At 34.6% G+C, this 21,544-nt stretch carries 25 protein-coding genes and 1 pseudogene; 20 read left to right on the forward strand and 6 right to left on the reverse strand.

The annotated features are described in order from the left end of the window. The first annotated feature begins 75 nt into the window (after positions 1-75). The 6 genes from J5G60_RS01935 to J5G60_RS01960 all read left to right on the forward strand — a co-directional run bounded on the left by J5G60_RS01935 (position 76) and on the right by J5G60_RS01960 (position 5,792). Positions 76-1,428 carry a hypothetical protein gene (locus J5G60_RS01935; RefSeq protein ID WP_207708000.1) on the forward strand — a complete coding sequence of 451 codons (1,353 nt, stop codon included), beginning with the start codon at positions 76-78 and terminating at the stop codon, positions 1,426-1,428. 13 nt (positions 1,429-1,441) lie between these two features. Further along, positions 1,442-2,491, forward strand: coding sequence for a dTDP-glucose 4,6-dehydratase (gene rfbB / locus J5G60_RS01940; RefSeq protein WP_150356335.1), 1,050 nt, complete (start codon positions 1,442-1,444; stop codon positions 2,489-2,491). A 49-nt stretch (positions 2,492-2,540) separates the two neighbouring features. Continuing rightward, entirely contained in the window at positions 2,541-3,419 is an 879-nt protein-coding gene (rfbA, locus tag J5G60_RS01945) for a glucose-1-phosphate thymidylyltransferase RfbA (RefSeq protein WP_150356334.1), read from the forward strand. 22 nt (positions 3,420-3,441) lie between these two features. Next, the gene (gene rfbD / locus J5G60_RS01950) at positions 3,442-4,323 is read left to right on the forward strand and encodes a dTDP-4-dehydrorhamnose reductase (protein WP_150356333.1); all 882 of its coding nucleotides are present in this window, start codon (positions 3,442-3,444) and stop codon (positions 4,321-4,323) included. Positions 4,324-4,383: 60 nt separating this feature from the next. After that, positions 4,384-4,926, forward strand: coding sequence for a dTDP-4-dehydrorhamnose 3,5-epimerase (rfbC, locus tag J5G60_RS01955; RefSeq protein ID WP_150356332.1), 543 nt, complete (start codon positions 4,384-4,386; stop codon positions 4,924-4,926). A 236-nt stretch (positions 4,927-5,162) separates the two neighbouring features. Then, positions 5,163-5,792, forward strand: coding sequence for a hypothetical protein (locus tag J5G60_RS01960; RefSeq protein WP_150356331.1), 630 nt, complete (start codon positions 5,163-5,165; stop codon positions 5,790-5,792). A gap of 158 nt (positions 5,793-5,950) precedes the next feature. Here J5G60_RS01960 and J5G60_RS01965 read toward each other — a convergent pair whose 3' ends face one another. Genes J5G60_RS01965 through istA form a run of 3 tightly spaced genes read right to left on the reverse strand, consistent with a single transcriptional unit; the run spans position 5,951 to position 8,577 of the window. Further along, positions 5,951-6,235 carry a hypothetical protein gene (locus J5G60_RS01965; RefSeq protein WP_150356330.1) on the reverse strand — a complete coding sequence of 95 codons (285 nt, stop codon included), beginning with the start codon at positions 6,233-6,235 and terminating at the stop codon, positions 5,951-5,953. A 22-nt stretch (positions 6,236-6,257) separates the two neighbouring features. Then, entirely contained in the window at positions 6,258-7,043 is a 786-nt protein-coding gene (locus tag J5G60_RS01970; protein WP_150356329.1) for an ATP-binding protein, read from the reverse strand. Beyond that, entirely contained in the window at positions 7,036-8,577 is a 1,542-nt protein-coding gene (gene istA / locus J5G60_RS01975) for an IS21 family transposase (RefSeq protein ID WP_150356328.1), read from the reverse strand. The genes J5G60_RS01970 and istA overlap by 8 nt, the downstream gene beginning before the upstream one ends. Positions 8,578-8,695: 118 nt before the next feature. On the opposite strand from istA, the gene J5G60_RS01980 reads away from it, so the two are divergent. After that, entirely contained in the window at positions 8,696-9,472 is a 777-nt protein-coding gene (locus J5G60_RS01980; protein WP_190972174.1) for a transposase, read from the forward strand. A gap of 132 nt (positions 9,473-9,604) precedes the next feature. On the opposite strand, the gene J5G60_RS01985 is transcribed toward J5G60_RS01980, so the two are convergent. Both J5G60_RS01985 and J5G60_RS01990 read right to left on the reverse strand, forming a co-directional pair. After that, a complete protein-coding gene (locus J5G60_RS01985) occupies positions 9,605-9,865 on the reverse strand; it encodes a Txe/YoeB family addiction module toxin (RefSeq protein WP_150356326.1) in 261 nt (86 codons plus the stop codon). Next, positions 9,846-10,124: a type II toxin-antitoxin system RelB/DinJ family antitoxin gene (locus tag J5G60_RS01990; RefSeq protein ID WP_150356325.1), complete on the reverse strand. Its 279-nt coding sequence runs from the start codon at positions 10,122-10,124 to the stop codon at positions 9,846-9,848. Before J5G60_RS01990 ends, J5G60_RS01985 begins: the two co-directional genes overlap by 20 nt. A gap of 300 nt (positions 10,125-10,424) precedes the next feature. On the opposite strand from J5G60_RS01990, the gene J5G60_RS19000 reads away from it, so the two are divergent. The 5 genes from J5G60_RS19000 (at position 10,425) to J5G60_RS02005 (ending at position 12,503) form a co-directional block, all read left to right on the forward strand. Beyond that, a complete protein-coding gene (locus J5G60_RS19000; RefSeq protein WP_268905667.1) occupies positions 10,425-10,559 on the forward strand; it encodes a hypothetical protein in 135 nt (44 codons plus the stop codon). A 282-nt stretch (positions 10,560-10,841) separates the two neighbouring features. Further along, positions 10,842-11,225, forward strand: coding sequence for a DDE-type integrase/transposase/recombinase (locus J5G60_RS01995; protein WP_207707999.1), 384 nt, complete (start codon positions 10,842-10,844; stop codon positions 11,223-11,225). A gap of 140 nt (positions 11,226-11,365) precedes the next feature. Further along, entirely contained in the window at positions 11,366-11,602 is a 237-nt protein-coding gene (locus tag J5G60_RS19130) for a Mu transposase domain-containing protein (RefSeq protein ID WP_378061654.1), read from the forward strand. Further along, complete coding sequence (locus J5G60_RS02000) at positions 11,577-12,017, forward strand: hypothetical protein (RefSeq protein WP_207707998.1); 441 nt, start codon at positions 11,577-11,579, stop codon at positions 12,015-12,017. The genes J5G60_RS19130 and J5G60_RS02000 overlap by 26 nt, the downstream gene beginning before the upstream one ends. Positions 12,018-12,098: 81 nt before the next feature. Further along, the gene (locus J5G60_RS02005; RefSeq protein ID WP_236035048.1) at positions 12,099-12,503 is read left to right on the forward strand and encodes an ATP-binding protein; all 405 of its coding nucleotides are present in this window, start codon (positions 12,099-12,101) and stop codon (positions 12,501-12,503) included. Between the two features lie 231 nt (positions 12,504-12,734). Here the strand turns inward: J5G60_RS02005 and J5G60_RS02010 are convergent, their stop codons facing one another. Next, positions 12,735-12,905 (reverse strand): DUF1643 domain-containing protein, encoded by a 171-nt coding sequence (locus tag J5G60_RS02010; protein ID WP_150356324.1) that lies wholly within the window; start codon positions 12,903-12,905, stop codon positions 12,735-12,737. Positions 12,906-13,089: 184 nt separating this feature from the next. On the opposite strand from J5G60_RS02010, the gene J5G60_RS02015 reads away from it, so the two are divergent. The 8 genes and pseudogenes from J5G60_RS02015 (at position 13,090) to J5G60_RS02050 (ending at position 20,386) form a co-directional block, all read left to right on the forward strand. Then, positions 13,090-13,269 (forward strand): hypothetical protein, encoded by a 180-nt coding sequence (locus tag J5G60_RS02015; RefSeq protein WP_150356323.1) that lies wholly within the window; start codon positions 13,090-13,092, stop codon positions 13,267-13,269. Beyond that, on the forward strand, positions 13,247-13,558 hold the full coding sequence (locus tag J5G60_RS02020; protein ID WP_150356322.1) for a hypothetical protein: 312 nt from the start codon (positions 13,247-13,249) through the stop codon (positions 13,556-13,558). Before J5G60_RS02015 ends, J5G60_RS02020 begins: the two co-directional genes overlap by 23 nt. A 305-nt stretch (positions 13,559-13,863) precedes the next feature. Beyond that, positions 13,864-14,738: pseudogene (locus tag J5G60_RS02025) on the forward strand (aldo/keto reductase). Positions 14,739-14,997: 259 nt separating this feature from the next. After that, positions 14,998-16,002, forward strand: coding sequence for an Rpn family recombination-promoting nuclease/putative transposase (locus J5G60_RS02030; protein WP_150356321.1), 1,005 nt, complete (start codon positions 14,998-15,000; stop codon positions 16,000-16,002). A 237-nt stretch (positions 16,003-16,239) separates the two neighbouring features. After that, on the forward strand, positions 16,240-16,404 hold the full coding sequence (locus J5G60_RS02035; protein WP_190972173.1) for a hypothetical protein: 165 nt from the start codon (positions 16,240-16,242) through the stop codon (positions 16,402-16,404). 619 nt (positions 16,405-17,023) lie between these two features. Beyond that, the gene (locus tag J5G60_RS02040; RefSeq protein ID WP_150356320.1) at positions 17,024-18,250 is read left to right on the forward strand and encodes an EAL and HDOD domain-containing protein; all 1,227 of its coding nucleotides are present in this window, start codon (positions 17,024-17,026) and stop codon (positions 18,248-18,250) included. 211 nt (positions 18,251-18,461) lie between these two features. Continuing rightward, positions 18,462-19,259, forward strand: coding sequence for a TrmB family transcriptional regulator (locus J5G60_RS02045; protein WP_190972172.1), 798 nt, complete (start codon positions 18,462-18,464; stop codon positions 19,257-19,259). A 137-nt stretch (positions 19,260-19,396) separates the two neighbouring features. Continuing rightward, a complete protein-coding gene (locus tag J5G60_RS02050) occupies positions 19,397-20,386 on the forward strand; it encodes an ornithine cyclodeaminase family protein (protein WP_150356318.1) in 990 nt (329 codons plus the stop codon). Positions 20,387-21,544 lie beyond the last annotated feature (1,158 nt).

Raw genomic sequence — 21,544 nt, forward strand, 5'->3', positions numbered from 1 at the left:
GTTTAATAATTGAATAATAAATCAATTAATTTTATTAAAAGTTTTTTATATACATTAACTTCAAATTTAATATCTGTGGTTATTTCTGCTATAGTTGTTTTAATAGTACCTAAAGTAATTGGAGTAGAAGAATATGGTTATTGGCAATTATATTTATTTTATTCTTCTTATGTTGGATTTTTGCATTTTGGGTGGAATGATGGAATTTATTTAAGATATGGTGGCAAAAAATACAAAGATATAAATAAAAGACTATTTTTTTCACAATTTTATATGTTATTTATTTTTGAATTAGTAATAGCTTTAATCATATTTTGCAGTTCTGATATTTTTATTATTAATTCTAAGAAAATATTTGTAATTGAAATGACAGCTATATGTATGATTATTATGAATATAAGATGTATGCTGTTATATATATTACAAATTACAAATAGAATTAAAGAATACGCTCAAATTACAATACTGGATAGGATATTGTATTGTTTTTTAATTATAACTTTTTTAATTGTTGGTGTCAGAGAATTTAAATTGATGATAATAGCTGATTTGATTAGTAAGTTAATTTCTTTATTGTATGCTATGTGTTACTGTAGTGATATAGTTTTTCGTAAAATTTCTACATTTTATTTTACTTTTAAAGAGACAATACGAAATATTAGTGTAGGAATAAAACTGATGTTTGCTAATATAGCTAGTATGTTGATAATAGGTACTATAAGATTTGGGATAGAAAAGACATGGGACATATCAACCTTTGGTAAAGTATCACTTACTCTTAGCATATCCAATTTTATGATGCTATTTATAAATGCTGTAGGAATCATTATGTTTCCTATTTTAAGAAGAACTGATGAAAGGAGATTATCGGGTATATATGTAATCATGAGAGACCTTTTAATGGTCATATTATTAGGTTTGCTTATTACATATTATCCAATTAAATTTATTTTATCAATGTGGTTGCCAAAATATATAGATAGCTTGAGGTATATGGCCTTAATTTTTCCAATGTGTGTATTTGAAGGAAAAATGGCATTACTTATTAATACATATTTAAAGACTTTGAGAAAAGAGAAACTGATGTTAAAAATTAATTTGATATCACTTTTTTTGAGTATAATTATTACTTTTATAACTACTGCATTGCTTAAAAATTTAAATTTAGCAATTGCATCAATTGTTATTATTTTAGCATTTAGATGTGCATTTGCTGAAATATCTTTATCTAAAATACTTACAATTTTACTGTATAAAGATATTGGTTTGGAATTAATTATGACATCAATTTTTATATTAACGGGATGGTTTATTAATTCGTGGCTTGGAGTTTTATTTTATGTACTAGCTTATATAATGTATTTGATTTTAAAACGAAAGGATATTATTAATACAATTAAAGATATTAGGTTATTAATGAAAGCCTAGGGGGAAGCTAAAAGTGAAGGTCTATTTAGTAACCGGCGGTGCCGGTTTTATTGGTTCAAATTTTATTTATTACATATTGGAAAAATATAATGATGTTAAGGTAATAAATTATGACAAGCTTACTTATGCAGGAAACCTTGAAAATCTCAAATCTGTTTCAGATAATCCGAATTATAAATTTGTTCAGGGGGATATATGTGACAGGGATAAGCTGTACAATGTATTTGAAAGATATGACATAGACTATGTGGTCAACTTTGCGGCGGAAACTCATGTTGATAGGAGCATAAAAAATCCTGAAATATTTGTAACCACCAATGTACTTGGAACTGTCGTACTTTTAAATACTGCAAAGCATTTCTGGGCTGAAGGAAAGAGTTTTAAAGTTGGTAAAAAATATCTTCAGGTTTCCACGGATGAAGTCTACGGTTCTCTTGGAAAGGATGGATATTTTACGGAAAGTACTCCCCTTGATTCTCACAGCCCCTACTCTTCCAGCAAAGCCTCTGCTGATCTTATGGTAAAATCTTATTATGATACTTATAGGATGCCTGTAAACATCACAAGGTGTTCCAACAATTATGGCTCTTATCAGTTTCCTGAAAAATTGATACCTCTTGTTATAAATAACTGTTTGAATGGCAGGAGCATTCCTGTTTATGGGGATGGACTGAACATACGTGACTGGCTTTATGTGGAGGATCACTGCAAAGCTATCGATATGGTTTTAAATCATGGGAAAATTGGACAAGTTTATAATATAGGAGGACACAACGAACGGACAAATATTCATATAGTGAAGATTATAATATCCTATATACACGATAATGTGAATTCTTCTGTTAATGAAAACCTCATAGAATATGTGCAGGATAGGAAAGGGCATGACAGGAGATATGGTATTGACCCTTCAAAAATCAAGAATGAGCTTGGTTGGTATCCTGAGACAAAATTTGAAGATGGGATAGTAGAAACTATAGAATGGTATTTGAAGAATAAAACCTGGATGGATAATGTGACCAGTGGTGATTATCAAAAGTATTATGAAAAAATGTATTCTTGATTGTAAACTGTAAATTGTGAATTGCCAATTGAAGAAAGGTGGTTGACTTATGAGAAAAGGTATAATCCTTGCCGGGGGATCTGGTACGAGGCTCTATCCCATGACCAAAGCTATATCAAAACAGATAATTCCTATATATGATAAGCCTATGATCTATTATCCATTGTCAGTGCTTATGCTCGCTGGAATACGTGATATTCTTATTATATCAACTCCAAGGGACATAGGTGGATTTGAAGAACTTCTGGGAGATGGCAGTCAGCTGGGACTTGATTTTCAATATGAGATTCAATATGAGCCTAGAGGCCTTGCAGAAGCTTTTATTGTTGGGAAAAAATTTATTGGAAATGATAATGTAACCCTTGTACTTGGCGACAATGTATTTTATGGATATGGTTTTACGGAAAGACTTGAGGAAGCCTCCCAAAGACATGATATTTCAACTATATTTGGATATCATGTAAGTAATCCTAAGGCCTTTGGTGTAGTTCAGTTTGATGAACATTTTAATGTGGTTTCCATAGAGGAAAAACCTGATCATCCTAAATCCGATTATGCTGTTCCCGGACTTTATTTTTACAGCAGTGATGTGGTGGATATTGCTAAAAATATCAGCCCTTCTCCTAGAGGAGAGCTTGAAATCACAGATGTGAATAAGGAATATCTTAAAAGGGGGAAACTTAAAGTAGAGCTCTTTGGAAGAGGTATGGCCTGGTTGGATACAGGTACCCCCAATGGGCTTTTGAATGCTGCCAATTTTGTGGAAGCCATTCAGACAAGGCAGGGGCTTTATGTAGCCTGCATAGAGGAGATTGCTTATAGAAAGGGATACATAGATGACAAGCAGCTTGTCAAACTTGCGGAACCTCTTAAAAAAGTTGATTATGGAAAGTATCTGTTAAGACTGCTTGACAAAAAGTATAATTAGTCATTTTAAGGAGGGAGTAAAGTTGAAAATGTTAATTACCGGTGCAGACGGCCAGCTTGCAAAGCAGTTTAAGCACATTTTAAAATCCGGTAAGTCAGAACTTGGACCTATTGATGAAATTTATTTAATTGCTCACATAAAATTTGTGAACAAATCAGAGCTGGATATAAGTAAATTGAATGATGTTATGAACATTGTAGGTGATTTTAAGCCGGATATAATTGTAAATTGTGCTGCTTATACCAATGTGGATAAATGTGAAACTGATTTTGAGAATGCTTTTAAGGTGAATTCGCTGGGACCGAGGAACCTTGCCATAGTTTCCAGGGCTTTATCTGCAAAACTTGTTCATATTTCTACGGACTATGTTTTTAATGGAAAGGGAGATGTACCTTTTAAAGAATATGATCTGCCGGATCCTGTCAGTGTATACGGAAAGACAAAACTTTTGGGTGAGCAGTACGTAAGGGAAAACTGCAGTCGGTATTTTATAGTGAGGACTTCCTGGCTTTACGGATTGTACGGCAGAAATTTTGTATATACAATATTGAAGGCGGCAAAGGAAAGGGGACATCTTGACGTAGTGGACGACCAGCGTGGAAACCCCACCAATGCAGAAGATCTGGCATGTCATATTTTAAGACTCATGCTTACAGCAGAATATGGAATATATCACTGTACTGGAAAGGGAGAGTGCAGCTGGTATGATTTTGCTAGGAAAATTGTAGAGTATGCACATATAGGTTGTACCGTAGATTCCATGAAATCCGACAAGTTGAAGAGAGCTGCCAAAAGGCCCCAGTTTTCTTCCCTTGACAATATGATGCTTCGATGTACCGTAGGAGATAATATGCGGCAGTGGCAGGATGCCCTCAAGTCGTTTATTTCAAACTGCAGACTGTAGATTGTAAACTGTAAACTGTGAATTTCAAATTGTGCATTGAAAAGGAAGGATATGATTTAGATGGGAAAATTTAATTTCAAGCCTACGGAAATAAAAGGCGTATATATAATTGAAACTGGTATATTTGGTGACAACAGGGGATATTTCATGGAAACCTATAATTATAATGAATTTAAGGAAGCTGGTCTTGGCATGGTATTTGTTCAGGACAATCAGTCAAAATCCAAAAAAGGAGTGCTGAGAGGACTTCATTTCCAGAAAAAACACCCCCAGGGCAAGCTGGTGAGGGTGATAAGGGGTGAAGTATTTGACGTGGTTGTGGATATCAGGAAGAATTCGGATACCTACGGTAAATGGGTTGGAGTGATTTTGTCGGAGGAAAACAAGAAACAGCTTTACATACCTGAAGGATTTGCCCATGGTTTTTTGGTGCTTTCCCGTGAAGCAGAATTCTGCTATAAATGTACAGATTTTTATCACCTTGAAGATGAAGGCGGCATTGCCTGGGATGATCCCGATATAGGTATAGAGTGGCCCCTCCAGGGAATTGATAACATTATTTTCTCCAACAAGGACAAATTATGGCCCAAGCTTGGGGACTGACCCCATAACATTTTTTGGAAATAAATTATAATAAGCTGAGATATAAGAATAAAAGCTAATTCATAGTAGAATAATTTTTTAAACTAAGTATACAAAGAGCTTTGGATTTCTCCAAAGCTCTTTTTTACAGATTTAAATACTATAATTATATTAACTTTAGTCAATTATAGTTAAGTTTAGTTGACAATAGTATAAATTAGTGGTAATATAAAATCAAAAGTTGAGAGGTGATCAAAATGAATTTTAATAATTTATGGTTAACTAGAGTTTCACCTGAAGGTAATAATAGAATAAATGAGTTTTTACAAAGTGGAATAATTGCTATAGGATGGAGTAAGCTTGGAGATATGAGAAATAAGGATAAAAATAAAATTTCTGAAGAATTAGCGAAAAATGGTTATAATAATTCAAATGTTACTGTAGGGGTTTTAAATCATTTTTTTAATAATATGAAAGTTGGTGATTTATGTATAATCCCGGATCAATCTAATATTTACTTAGCACAAATAAACAGCGAATATTATTTCGAACCAGCCAAAGTTAAAGATAAATATCCACACCAAAGAAAGGTTAAATTCATAAACAAAAATAACCCCTTTAATAGAAATAAATTGCCTGAAAGCATTCGAAAATCTCTTGGGGCTCAGAATACCGTAGCAAATTTAAATCATAGAATTCCAGAAATGAAAAATTTTTTACAAACACAATTTACTAGTAGCAATACAAATATAGAAAATGAATTAATAAAATTATTGCCAAAAGCTTTGGAAAATATAAAAGAAGCTATAAGGTCAAATGATATTGAAATAAGAACTAAAGTTTCTTTTGATATTATAAAACTACTCAAGTTAAATAATAATGATTAGACTTGTGTGATAAATAGGTAAATATTGAGTATTTCGTTTCAATAAGACCATTAACACGGTTATTTAAGGCCAGCTTCACGCTGTGATAAGACCACCATTACAAACGCGAAGGCCAGCCATCATTATCCTTTTATCAGCATTGATGCTGAGTGTGATTTTTATTCGTCAAAATATCCCAGATGTGCCATCTGTTCCATCTGCTTGGAATACGATTTATTATCTAATGGATCAGTTCCTTCACAGTAAAGAGAGACATATTTTGCATAGGCTTCCTGCCATTCATAACGGCCAGCAAGTCCTGAATAAATCTCGGACCTGAGCATCAATCCATCATAGTCGGGAAGACGTTTGCTTAGTTCATGGCGCAGGCGAATTGTTTCCAATTCCAACTGCTTGATATCATCTACAAGATAATCAATTAACTGCAAGTATAGGAATTCCATATGGCTATCATTTGGAATAGGGTTAATCATTAACTTCACCTTCTTCCATTTTTAAGGACTTAATGCCGTGACGTTCCCTCATTGAGACTTTTCCATCTATTATGATTTCATAGGCATTGTGTATAATCCTGTCCATGATAGCTTCTGATATCGGTCCATCATTAGAAGGGCTGATACGCTCATACCATCCACCTTTTGCATACTGGGTGCAGAAAATTATAGAACCATGATGCGTCCTTGCTTCTATGATTTCAAGAAGGTCATAGGATTCCTGAGGGGTAAGACATCTTATAAGCCACTCATCCATGACTAGGAGATCAATCTTTTGATAACCCTTGATTACCTTTTTGAGTGTACCGCAGCCTTTTGCCACATTTAATTCGTCCAGTAATTCCGTCATGCGGATGTAGCGTACAGATTTAAACTTACGGCAGGCAGATATGCCCAAAGCATTGGCAATCCATGTCTTACCATTACCAGATGCACCTTCAAGAATGATGTGATGCTGTTGTTCAATATATTTACAGGTAGCCAGTCGGAGAATCATAGCTTTATCCAGTTTCCTGTCTGGATAATACTCGATATTTTCAATACATGCCTCCGGATTAGAGAAATGAGCAAGCTTAATGCTGCGATTCAGTTTGTTCGTCTGACGTTTTGTCCATTCAGCATCGACCATCAGCCCAAGTCTTTCTTCGAAAGAAAGGTTTCCATAGGTGGCCGGATCGTTTATCTGGTCTTCAAATAACTGTGCCATTACACTGAGCTTCATTTTACGCAAGTTTTCCGCGGTTGACTGATTAATCATTATGCTCACCTCCAAAGTAAGATGCACCACGAGTAAAACCATAGCTGCTTCCATTTAATGTACTAGAAGGTTCATCCTTCTTTACTTTGTCCTGACCGGTCTTGAGGATAGTTCTTATGATCTTAATATTTGGTGCAGTTGTATAAGCAAGGGCTCTTGAACATGCATCTTCCAATCTATGGTGTGAATATTTATCTGCCATATTTGACAGGCTTGCACAGGATTTATACCCCTGTTCCGGTACTTTACCAGATGACAGGAATGTTTTTACCACGGCAGAAGTATTCGGACCTATTGCAGCCGCCCATTCCAGAAAAGATTCTTTGTTGTAAGCAAGATATTTCTTATGATTGTCAGGCATGTGTTCAACTTTTACAATTGGATCTCGTTGTTTCACTTTTAGACGAGGGTGTGAGGTCACTCTTGAACCTTGATAGAAGGCTTCAACTGTATTGGACGTCAGGCGTACTGATATTTCCTGGCCAATTAGGTCAAATGGAACTGAATACTTGTTTTTTCCATCAGTTATGAGATAATCATATTGAATTGTGGCAGTTGACCAGACAGCCAATTCATAGGGGGAAGTTGGCAACGGTTTTAGAAACGATTTTTCTTCATTTTGAAATGCAGTCAGCCTGCTTCCTTCTCTTTGCTTAAAAGGCCTGGCATTAAAAGACTCTAGTTTTTTGGCTATTGCTTCATTTAATTCATGAATGGTAAAATATTTATCATTACGAAGTGCAGCAATAATCCATATGGATGTGTGGTTGACTGTATCTTCTGCATTTGGCTTGTCCTTAGGTGATTTGACCCTGGCAGGAATAATGGCTGTATCATAATACTCAGCCATCTCCAAATAGCTGCGGTTAAGTTTTAGCTCATTTCTGGTGTTGGTAATCACACCTGTTTTTAAATTATCAGGTATCAGGATGCGCGTTACACCGCCAAAGTACTGGTAAGCATGTATATGTGCTAGAATCCAATTTTCTGTGCCATGGTCTAGAAATGCTTCTACGTATGCATAACAGCTGCATGGCAGTACTGCCACAAATAGATATGCCGGAATTTCTTCACCGGTAACACTGTCATAAATTCTAAGTGAATTACCGGCCCAGTCAACCTCCATTATGTCTCCCGGCTTACGTTTGATGCGCATTGTTGCCTTTGTAGATTTTGCCCATAGGCGATAGTTGTCACAAAGCTGTGTGTACTGATAAGGAACAGTGTGGTTTGCATAGCAGGTTTCACAGTATTCAGCCCACAGCAGGGTTAGGGTAACTCCTGATTTGGCCAGTTCCTTATGCATGTAGGCATAATCAGGAACCTGGCGGGTACTTGTCTTTCTTTCAGGAAAGAACATCTCCTGAATTGTATGATTGGACATTTCGTCCGGTAATGGCCAGTCCAGTTCATGGATATCAGCAAGCTTATAGACAGAACTTACCGTATCTCTTGAACTATGTACACTTGTAGCCACCTGGCGTTGGCTGTATCCAAGACTTTTGAGTCTCAAGATTTCTCGATAATTTACCATAATTATCGAACCTCCTTATAATGATGTCACATCTCTGTGTGCAATCTCATTATAAGCAGAGCAGTTCATAAAAAAAAGCCACTGGTCTTCTTTAACGTGAATGTGGCCTTGTTTTAGCGTGACGCTGGTCTTATTTTATCGTGATAGTGGACTTATCTATTCGAAATATACAGGTATTGGCAGAAGCACAGTAAGTAAATATAGAACTGGAGATCCTAAGCTGCTTTATCAATATGGAATCCGCCAAAGCAAGTTAGACGTTTATCGTGACTATATTGTACAATGTCTTAACAATGGTTATAGCAAGAGCAAAACTATAAAATCAATATATGAACAGGGTTATGATGGTGGTATGACAAATGCATTTGATTATCTTAAAAAGATGGAACAGGAATCCGGTAAAAACTTTGAGCCACAACCATATGTGAGAACAAATACGGAAGCTCTGGAATATAAAACAGGTTCTAAAGGAAGAGATTGTGATTATATTACAAGGAATGGTGTATTCAACCATCTTTGGATGAACAATAAATTGGCTGACAGCCACTACAAGTATATATTTGACAAATATCCAATACTGCACCATATACATAAGTGTATCAGAGAATTCCGTAAAATCTTTGAACTTAAGAGTATTCCGTTACTACATTTATTCATTGAAAAATACAAGGACAGTGAAATGAGCGAAATTAAGTCTTTTGCTAAAGGTTTAAATAGGGATTGTGATGCAGTTGAAAATGCAGCAGCGTATGATTTTAGCAATGGTTTTGTTGAAGGAACTAATAGTAAACTTAAGATGATAAAACGTACGATGTATGGACGCTGCAGCATCTCGTTACTCAAGGCAAAGATGATGTTGTTGGCAAAATCCGATATAACGGATAATTGCGGATGAACCTATTTATTCGAAATATACAACTAGAAGAACTTTTTTAAAAAATAATCCTACAAAAAATGTGTTCATGATGAACACATTTTTTGTATTTTGCTATATGAATAATTTTTATAATTTAAATCCTAAAAAATATTATTTTTCATAGTGTGTCTTACATTGAGCTATTTCAATTTGATCATTTTCAATACGATATACTAAACGGTTAACTCCATCAATTCTTCTGCTCCAGAATCCCTGTAGTTCATATTTTAAAGGCTCTGGTTCTCCAATACCATCATACCCATTTCGATCAATATCTTTAATAAGTTTATTTATTCTTTTTAACGTTTTTTTATCCTGCGATTGCCAATAAATATAATCTTCCCAAGCTTCATCAGACCATAGTTTCTTCATTCTCAACCTCAACAATATCGTGTATTTTACCTTTACCCTCATTAAGCTGATCTATAGATTTTTTCAAATGTTTCATATTAGATTCACTGTAAAATGGTTCACTGGCAGCAATATCAAAAGGTATCTTTCTTTCTCTCACAACTGCCTTTAAAAAAACATTAATTGCAGTAGTTGTATTCATACCAAAATCTTCAAATAGACTTTCTGCTTTTTCTTTTAATTTTTCATCAACACGGATATTAATTGTCCTAAGAGCCATATAATATCACCTCTTTTTTATTATATTATATAACAAAAAACTAATTTTGTAAATACATTATGTATACATTATGTGCATATCGTATTGCTTTTATACACATAAATAGATAAAAGTCCCTTGGAATCTTTGGTTTGAATATTCCGATAATTTTGAGCCAGTAAATCCGATGCACAAAGCCATGCAATCCGGTGCCAGGGGTATTAAAAAGAGATTCTGCTATGGAGAGCCACAGAACAGAAGTAAGTATTACAATAAAATTACGGTAATGCCGTAATACTTACGAAAGGGGGACATATTTATATGTCCAAAGAAAAACAAATTTTACAGCTTCGCGGTAAGGGTTATAGCAAGCGAAGAATTGCAGATACCCTAAAAGTATTCAGAAACACGGTGGTTAAGATTTTCAAGGCACTTCAGGATCATCCGGTCTCCTGAGATTCTCTGAATTCTTTGAATGATCAAGAATTACACCAACTATTATTCCCTGAGGAATCATAGGTACCTGCTCTTGTCACACCTGATTACGAGTACGTCCACAAAGAACTTTTGAAAAGCGGTGTGACACTGAAGCTCTTATGGGAAGAAGAATATGTTGATACCTGCTGCCGTTTGGAAAAGCCTCAATACATGTACTCTCAATTCTGTAAATTATATCATGACTATGTGAACCAACACCATCTTACAATGTATATCCGATACAAACAGGGAGACAAGCTGATGGTGGATTGGACAGGTACTCCCCTGCCTCTTTTCAATAAGTTAACCGGGAAAAGTTGCAAGGTTTATCTATTTGTAGCTACACTGCCATTCAGCATGTACTGTTTTGCGAAGGCCTGCTTGACAATGAAAGAGGAAGACTGGATTAACGTGCATATCAGCATGTATGATTATTTCGGGGTTTCCACCAGGCTGCTTATCTCGGACAATCTTAAAACAAGGATTCTCAGCAATAAGAAATATGAAGATCCTATTGTTAATCGTGCCTATCAGGAATTGGCGGATTATTATCAGACGGCCGTCCTTCCCGCCAGAGTATTGGCACCAGAAGATAAAGCTGCGGTAGAAGGGACAGTGGGTCAGGTAACATCATATTATTGCTAAACTGCGCAACCGACAATTCCTTGATATTAATGAGATGAATGCAGCCATCATGAAGGAACTGGATCGATTTAACCATAATAAATTCCAGAAGAGGGACAGGAGCCGTTATTCTGTATTTATATGAAGAAGAGTTCCCATTCATGCAGCCTTTACCCCAATATCCTTATGAATTTGTGCAATGGAAAACTGCTACCGTGCAGCTGAACTACCATATAGCAATAGATTATCAGAATTATTCCGTTCCCTATGAGTATGTCAAGAAAAAAGTGGATGTAAGATACACTAAAAACATGATTGAAGTCTTCTACAAGGGTTCTCGTATTTGCAGTCATAAACGCCTTTACGGGAGACGTGGACAAGTATTCTACGGTAATTGATCATATGTCGGCAAACCATCGGCTATACAGTGAGTGGGATTCTGTACGTTTTCTGAGATGGGCTGCGGGTATTGGAGATTCCACAAAAGAAGTTGTGCGAAAGCTGTTTGATTCGTACCGGGTAGAGGAACAGGCTTATAAGGGCTGCCTGTCCCTGTTGAAACTGGCAGATAAATACTTCCCTGAACGTCTGGAAAATGCATGCAGAATAGCACTTATCCGGATTACCAATCCCCGATATAAAAATATTAGACTAATACTTGAATCCAGTCAAGATAAAAAGAAGGATGAAACTCCCCAATCTCATTTCTCATCATCGACATCCAACAAGTATGCCTGTGTAAGAGGTGCATCTTATTATGGGGGTTACAATAAGGAAATTGAAAAATATGCGTCTTCTCGGACATGCATCTGAACCATGACCTCATGGAAAGCTTTGCCGCTAATGAATATATCCGTCAGAGCCTCAATGTCATCCTTATAGGTGCCACTGGATGTGGAAAAACATATATCCTCTAATGTACTTGGTGTTGCAGGTTATAAAACAAGATACATACGCCTTCCCGAATTGTTCAGCGAATTTGAAGCTGCACGAGTTCAAGGAAAATATCAGCAACTCATGAGGCAGTATCGGAAATGTTCCTTAATGATTTTGGATGAATTTCTCTTGATTCCTGTATCTGATACAGAACAGAGAGACTTGCTCGAACTGATGGAATTCCGATGCGGGCAATCATCTACTGTCATCTGCTCACAGTTTATTCCAGAAGGATGGCATGAAAGACTGGGAGGTGGTGCCCTGGCCGACTCCATTTTGGATCGGATTATACCATCAGCATATACCACGATAATTAATGAAGAGGTTTCCATGCGTCAAAGGAAACGACAAATAGCCGAATAATATGGCCAATTAAGGAGCCATCCACATGGTGGTGGCTCCCATTATCAACTCTATGGCTCTATATTACGGATTATGTGGATCTATTTCAGGAGATTTGCTGGTTTTGTCACTGCATAATATTCATCATAATTTAATTACCCAGGGCTTATTGACTTACAGCTAAAGACAGAAAGCTGAAAAAAGAGCTGCTGGAAGATGATGAAGCTATAAATGAAATAATTCTACTCCATTTTATGCAATTATGGACTTCTGATTATATTCTTTAAGTTCCGTATTCAACGATAAAAACAATGAATGTCTTGGCCTGCTGGTTTTGGTGATTTCAAAACAGTACAATTTATAGTCTTTTAAAAGAGATAAAACATCAAAGTCTCTATTACAGAAGTTCCTATCATTTCCCATTCTGCAGTAATGTACAAAAATTCTGTATAAATCTACAAGAAAATATTTGTAAACGGAATAATGTACTTAGATTATAATATTTTTAAATACAGGAAAAAACTTCAAAAAATGTAACAGTAAAGACATTTTTTACAATAAGGATGTTTTATATAAAGTTAAATAATTAACTGAATGGAGGACGGTCATGTCAGATGAAATTGATATGAGTTTAATAGGTGAAGAATTTATTGGCAGTTTAGAGTATTTACTGGATTATGTTTTTATGTCAAGTTTTCAAGGAGAGAGAACTTTGGCACCTTTCTTTTTCTGGTATATAGATGAAATATTGAATTGTTATTTCAATGAAGACACTGAATGGACCTGATGCAGTTATTAGATTTTCTGAATTACCGAAAAATATATCCGGATCAGGCAGTATCATGTGGAAATATTATATAAAGCCTATGTTGAATTATATATGCAGAAGATTTGATAATAGATACAGACCTATTGATCAGCAGATGAATACAATAGATACTGTGCAAAATATAGATGATAAATTGAAATCCATATATAAAAGAATATATGATAATCATAAAAATGATCTTTTTAAACCTGTTAATGTATATGTTTCTAAAAAAAGCAGGGTAAGACCTAATTATATGCTGCAATAGGCAAATAATGATTATAAAACCTTTTATTTTTTAGGTACTCCATTTACAAAGTTTTCCATTTTCAGCAAGAATAATTTGATGCCTCCAATATCTTTTAAAGAATTACAACAGATTTTTAACCATAACTAAATTTAAGATTAAATATAGCTATTTGTCGGTATTTGCTACTATTCCTGGGAGGTCTTGATTTTGAGTTTGTTTGCCTGATTATAGGAATGATAAAAAAGTATATAATTATATTTGCAATTAAGTATATTTATAAGTGAGAAAGAAGTGATATTTTGGATTTCATAAGTGAAAGTGATATGGAGAAAATCAGGAATGCAAATGAAAAGCGGAAAGTGAAACTGCCTGATGGCACATTTGTTCCTTCACTGGGCCAGGGAACCTGGTATCTTGGTGAAAATCCTTCAACAAGAGAACGTGAGATCAAAACCCTGAAACTTGGAATAGAACTTGGCATGACTCTTGTAGATACTGCGGAAATGTATGGTGACGGTGGTTCTGAGCGTCTGGTGGGCGAAGCAATAAGGGGAATCAGGGATAGTATATTTCTGGTGTCAAAAGTATATCCCCACAATGCAGGATCTAAAAATATATTTACCGCCTGTGAGACAGTTTGAAAAGGTTTGGCACTGATCATCTGGATTTGTATCTGCTCCACTGGAGAGGAAGCGTACCTTTTCAGGAAACTGTGGAGTGTATGGAAAAGCTTAAAAAGCAGGGCAAGATTTTAAGGTGGGGAGTATCCAATCTTGATACAGCCGATATGAAAGAGCTTATGTCCTCCAGTGGCAGTGAAAACTGTATGGCCAATCAGGTTCTCTATCATCTCGGTTCACGGGGTATCGAATTTGATCTTATGCCCTGGCAGAGAGAGTGTAATATTCCAATTATGGCCTATTGCCCCATAGCTAAAGGCGGAAGGCTGAGAAAAGAACTGCTGGAAGATGAAGCTGTAAATGAAATAGCACTGAAATATCACGTAAGGCCTCTGCAGGTACTTCTGGCCTGGGTTATAAGAGACGACGATATAATTGCAATTCCCAAGGCTTCCAGAGAAGAACATGTGATAGAAAATGCGGAAGCTGCATCCATTGTCCTGTCAAAGGAGGATATAGATAGGCTTGACAGAGTATTTCCAAAGCCGGATAAAAAAGTGAGACTTGAAATATTGTAGTGGGGTCTGACTCCATAACAAAAAATGGAAATTGTACAGACATGGTAATGCGGATTCAGGGTCGAAAACTTGAAAGAGTTTCAAAAGTCCCTGTTGTAAATTACCTTCTGGCAATCATAAAAATATTTTTATCCACAGTGTGGATTATTTCAATATGTTTTGATAAAATGAAGATAATGAATGAGTGTTTCAATGTATAAGAACTTATGTTCTGGTAAATACTTATAATATAGTAATATATTATTAGGAGGAAAATGATATGCCGGAGGATAGGGTTCACCATGAACACGATGTAGGCTACAAGTATATATTTTCCCACAAGGAAACATTTCTGGAGCTGTTGAGGAGCTTTGTCAAAAAGGATTGGGTTGATCTTATAAAAATTGAAGATCTAATGCTTATAAATAAATCTTATATACTTGAAGATTTCAGTGAAGAGGAATCGGATATTGTATACAAGGTAAATATAAGAGGGCAGGAAGTGATATTTTATATACTTCTTGAGTTCCAGTCCACTGTAGATTACAGGATGCCCACGAGACTGCTGTTTTATATAGTTGAGATATGGAGAAAGATACTGAAGAATACCTCAAAATATGATAGGCGCAGAAGGGATTTTAAACTGCCTTCGGTTGTTCCCATGGTACTTTACAACGGTAAAAATAGATGGACTGCTTACAGAAATTTTAAAGATGTATTGAGTGGCAGTGAGCTGTTTGGCGAAAACATAATAGATTTCAGGTATATATTGTTTGATATTTACAGATATCATGAAAGCCAGCTCGAGAGTATGGCTAATATGGTATCTACTATATTTCTGCTGGACAAAGAAATAAGTAAAGAGGATTTGATGAAGAGGCTCAGACTTACAGCATATGTTCTTAAGAAGATAACTCCTGAGCAATTTGACGTACTTAAAATCTGGCTCAAAAGCATAATGAAGCCAAGATTAGATAATGAATCTAAGGTTAAGGTAGAAGAAACCAGTCAAGGGGAGGTGGATTCAATGATGTCTAATTTGGGAAAAACTATAGACAATATTATAAAGGAAGGCAGAAAAGAAGGCGAAAAAGAAGGTAAAAAAGCTGGATTACTTCAGGGATTGGAAAAATTATTGTATATTAAGTTTTCTGATATTTCCTATATGAGCAGAATAGAAAGGATAGAGGATGAAAATACCTTGAATTCTGTATTCGAGGATGCAGTTAAGAGTAATTCTATTGAAGAATTTAAAGAGAAATTGAAGCAAAGAGAATTAAATTAATGTATGGGGGTCTGACCCCCATACAAAAAATGGAAAATAAATTATTTGTGTAATCCCTTAAATAGATCTTATTATTCGATATTCCATGTGGTAAAATAAATACGTACAAACAATAAAATTTGGAAGTTTTTGGAGCTGAAGGTTTTGAATTTACATGCATTATTTCAATGGCATAAGTTATTACATTTTATATTACCAATAATTATTATTCTTATATTGCAAAAGCGGTTTAAATTATTGAAGATCTGCTTAGTTATATTTATAATTGGTTTTCTTAAAGAGGTTTATGATGTTATAGTAAAGTTGGATCCTCTATGGATGTCGGCAATAGATTTAGTATCAGATATAGTAGGTATAACATCGGGAATTATTGTGAGTAAAATCAAGTTGGTTCACAAATAAAAATATTTATTGACTTATTTAAACGTTTACTATATAATAAAGTTAATAAGAAGTATAAATCTTCTTATCATAATCCTGATTCAGAAGAGTGCTTGGAAAAGTGTTTTAAAAAAATAAAAAATTTGATAAAATACTATTTTAGTGAGGTTTTTTAAAGACTGAGCAATAAGAATCTATTTATGATAATGCTTTAAGAAAATAAATAACTTTTATAGGCGCTGCCAGATGTGCAGATATAGTTATTGGAATAAGTTATTTATTGAAAGATCAGTTGTTAATTAAGACTATCCATTAAATAAAGATCTCTTGAAAAGTTTTATAATTGACATTTAATGGAATATGGTTGAAAAAAGGTGATGAATATTCAGATAAGAGAAGAGTGCTCGGATGAGTTAGGAGTTTCTTAACCACCAATTAGTATTGCAGCTAGTTGGTGGTTTTAATTTTGCACTGGAATGAGCTCCAATTAGAAACTATTATTGACAAATAATAAAATAAATTGCATTTGGTTGTTAATTGTAATTTTAAATTTACGATAACTTATTGAGTGGGTTAAAAAATTTTTTTATAAATCAAAGTTGTTTCCGTAAGGCATTTTTAATACTGGGGGTAATTAAAAATGGATATTTTTTTAGCAAGGCAGCCAATTCTTGATAAGTCAGGTAAAGTTTTTGGATATGAAATTTTATTTAGGGATAACGAGAGTAATAACCAATATGACACGGATGATGGAGATGGAGCTACTATAAAAGTTATGCAGAATACTTTAGTCAACATTGGAATAGATAAGATTGTTGGAAATAAGAAAGCTTTTATCAATTTTACAAAAACAATATTGAAATCGGATTTATTTTCTATTATTTCACCTAAAAATGTAGTGATAGAAGTTCTGGAAAATATAATCCCGACGGAAGAAGTTATAAATTCCTGCAGAGTTTTAAAGGAAAAAGGATTTACGATTGCACTGGATGATTTTGTATTCGATGATACTTATGTTGAACTTCTTAAACTCGTGGATATTGTGAAAATTGATTTTCTTATAACCAGGGACAGTGAAAGAAAGAAAGTAATGAATACGGCAAAAAATATAAATCCTAATTTAAAATTTATAGCTGAAAAAGTTGAAACGTTGAAAGAATTTAATGAAGCAGTATCTCTGGGATATTCCTATTTTCAAGGGTATTATTTTAGCAAACCTCAGATAATAAAGGGAGCAAAAATACCGGTGAATAAGGTAATCTATTTAAATCTTATAAGGGAGCTGAATTCTAAGGAATTTTCCATAGAGAATATTGAAAATTTGATAAAAAAGGATATTTCACTGTCTTATGATACATTAAAATTGATAAATTCTGCAAAATATTCTTTTGAAAATAAGATTAGTTCAATTAAACAGGCTATAGTTTTATTGGGAGAGAAAGAGATAAAAAGGTGGTTATATTTTATATGTATGAAGCCTATATGTGATGACAAACCGCAGATAGTTATGATAGAATCCCTGCTGAGAGCAGAATTTTCAGAGCTTCTGGCTAAAAAGACCAAATTACGGAGGTATTCCTTTTATGCATATTTAACAGGGATCATGTCTCTTATGGATGTTATTTTACAGAAACCACTGCGTGAGATATTGGATGAACTGATGATTCCCCAGGATGTAAAATGTGCCTTATTAGGTAGAAAATCAAACTTTTACAGTAAAATACTCGATATAGCTGTTGCATATCAGAAGGGAGAATGGGGAAAAAGTATGCTGCTGGCATCCCATCTCGGTATTGACAAAGTTGATCTGGCCAGTGCATATATTGAATCTATTAAATGGCTTGATGAGGTTGTTCAGGAAATCTAGTAATTACGGTAAATTACTTATGATATAAATTTTTAACGTATTTTGTAATTGTAAGGAGAAAAAAGTATATAAGATGCTGTAAAATACAGATAAATATGAGGATCAGGTTTATTTAACAGGATTTGATCCTCTAAATTTTTTATTGACAAAAATTTACCGTTACAATATAGTAGTATTAAATGGTGCTACTAAGTGATGAGAAGGAATGATTGTGGATAAAGTATTGGAATTGCTGAAAAGTATGAATTTAACGGATGTAGAAGCAAAAGTTTACATAGAATTGCTGAAAAACGGACCGTCTACGGGTTATGAGATAAGCAAGATATCAGCGGTATCCAGGTCCAGGGTATATAATGTGCTCTCAAAGCTGGTAAAAAATGGATTCATAGTGGCTTCAAAATCTAAAAACCCCACCTATTATAATTGCATTTCGGTGGACGAGTTCATAAATAATAAAAAATTTGAATATGATTCACTGCTTCTGGAAATGTCAAATGAATTGAAAAAGGTCGAATGTTCCAACAATATGGATTACATATGGTATATAAATGGCTATGACAATATATTCAACAAATGCAGAAATATTTTGAAGAAATCGAAGAAAGAAGTATATGTTCAGATATGGATGGAAGATGTACCGCAGATGTATGATCAACTGAAAAAACTTGATGATGAAAATATTCCACTGTTGACTGTACTGTACAGCAGTGATCATAAATATAAACTGGATTTGAAATTAGTATATAAGCATGGCTTTGAACAGGAAAAACATGAGGAATTGGGTGGAAGGTTGATTTCCCTTGTTTCCGATGACAGAGAAGTGGTTTTCGGCCGTATATTTGACGATGGAGAGTCTGAAGTCATATGGACACAGAACCGCTCTCTTGTATTTTTAGTTGAGGAATATGTAAGGCATGATGCTTATTGCCTTAAATTGATTGATTCTGTGGGAAAATCGGATTTTAGTAACTTGAATCAATGCATATCGAATATAAGGGATATATTTTAGTTTGAATACTCAGGCTTAATGTCCTTTGTTAAGAAATGAAAAAGTGGGCAATTTAAAAGAAGAGTGCAGAGAAATTCAGGACTGATAATGTTTGCTGAGAAATTTAAAGTTGATTTATATAGGAGGATATTAAAATTATGTTATTGCTTAATAAAGAGGATATTAAAAAGGTATTTGACATGAAAGATGCTATTGATGCTGCAAAAGAGTCATTGTCTATATTTTCACAGGGTAAAAGTGTAGTGCCCTTGAGGACGAATATTGATATACCCAAATATGAAGGGCAGAGTTTGTTTATGCCTGCTTATGTGGAGAGCCTTGACAGCGCCGGCATCAAGATTGTTTCGGTCTTCCCTAAAAACATTGAGAAAGGGCTGCCTTCAGTACCAGCTAAGATGATACTTCTTGATGGCAAAACCGGCGATGTAATATGTATAATGGATGGTACTTATCTGACTCAGCTTAGAACGGGTGCCACCTCAGGTGCGGCAGCTGATATATTGTCGAGAAAAGATTCGAAAAATGGTGCATTGTTTGGAACTGGTGGTCAAGCCGCATCCCAGCTTGAGGCAATGCTCACTGTGAGAAATCTTAATATAGTAAAGGTTTTTGATATTGATAAAGAAAGAGCTGAGGCTTTTGCTGAAAGAATGAGCGGGGAGTTAAGCCGTTTTTCTACAAAAATCGTTGCTGCAGAGAGTTCCGATGATGCCGTTAATGATGCAGACATCATAACTACAGTAACTACTTCTAAAAAAGCTGTTTTTAACGGCAGGCTTGTAAAGAAGGGTGCTCATATAAATGGAGTTGGTTCATATACCCCTGTTATGGAGGAGCTTGATGAATACATAGTCCAAAATGCTGATAAAATCTATATGGATTCCAAAAGTGCTGTTCTTTCTGAAAGCGGCGACTTTATAATTCCAATTCAAAAAGGGCTTATTGATGAAAGCAAGATAAATGGCGAACTAGGAGAAGTTATCTGTGGAAAAATTCAGGGAAGAATTTCCGAAGATGAAATAACCATATACGAAACTGTGGGAATTGCCGTAATGGATGTTGTTACAGCCTATAAAATTTACGAAAAGGCAGTTAAGGCTAAAATCGGCACAAATGTAGATTTGTAAATATCGTAATAGTTCTTAACTTTTCATGTTGTAGAACTGAGAGGTTTAAAACTGGCAGTCATCGGATAGGTTTTTCCCCTAAGGGATAACGTATTCTAAATACTAAAGCTACTGACAATAACTGTTAATAGGGTTCAGGTGTAGAAAAGTATTCTTTATTGGTAAACTCCATCTGAACCTAAGAATCACTTGATGTTGATGTTAATGTAATGTACACAAAAGCTTTAAAAAATTTGATATTTAACATCAATTGGCGAGAAACCATCCATCTCTCCATAACTGGTGCGACGAATCGCTCTTTCTTTTGATTTTTGGTGTGATCAATCTATAATATAATGTGAAACGGGTTGATGTAAAAGATGCTTATAAAATTATAAAAATATTGGATCCAGGCTTATCAAATGTGATTTTCCAATGTCAATGAGGATATTTTGACCCAGAGTCTGAGATTACACTCCACAGCATAAGTAAGGAAAACAGGAACCGTAGAAACTATAGGGATAACTTGGAAAATAAGAGAAACTAGAAACTACTGTTGGTAAAAAAATATTCCGTGGAGTCTGCTCTCTTTCCAGGAAACTCCAACTTCAAGCTTGAAGTACCTCTGGATGCAGCTAAGTGGTGATTAGTTTACTATAAGTAAACCACTTGTTGCAAAATGATTTCCAACCAAATTAAACTCTAAAAGTGTTTCAATGTTTTGAAATGGAATGGATTGAGATACCTGTTTTTATTTCTCTTAAAAAAATAAAAACAGCTGGAAAACTTTCGCCGAAATGCTTTATTTATGCGACTTTAAGTCCTATAATAAAAATAAAGAATGGCTATTTTACGTTAGTTGAACCTTAACATGAGATGTATTTAAATTATTTTCAACCCCTTTGGCATATGTCTTATTTCCCTGGTTGAACCTTAACATGAGATGTATTTAAATGATGATCGAGATCAGAAGCCTAGCAATGAAGAACCTGTTGAACCTTAACATGAGATGTATTTAAATAAAGAATAAGGACTCGAAAAAATATATCTACGTATGGTTGAACCTTAACATGAGATGTATTTAAATTAGTTTCATAGTCAAGCCCTACAGCTCCGCGAGCGTGTTGAACCTTAACATGAGATGTATTTAAATGACAATGGCTTAACTATAAGCGAGGC

The organism is Clostridium sp. HV4-5-A1G (genome assembly GCF_900184915.1).
GTDB classification, from domain to species: Bacteria; Bacillota; Clostridia; order Clostridiales; family Clostridiaceae; genus Clostridium_B; species Clostridium_B aromativorans.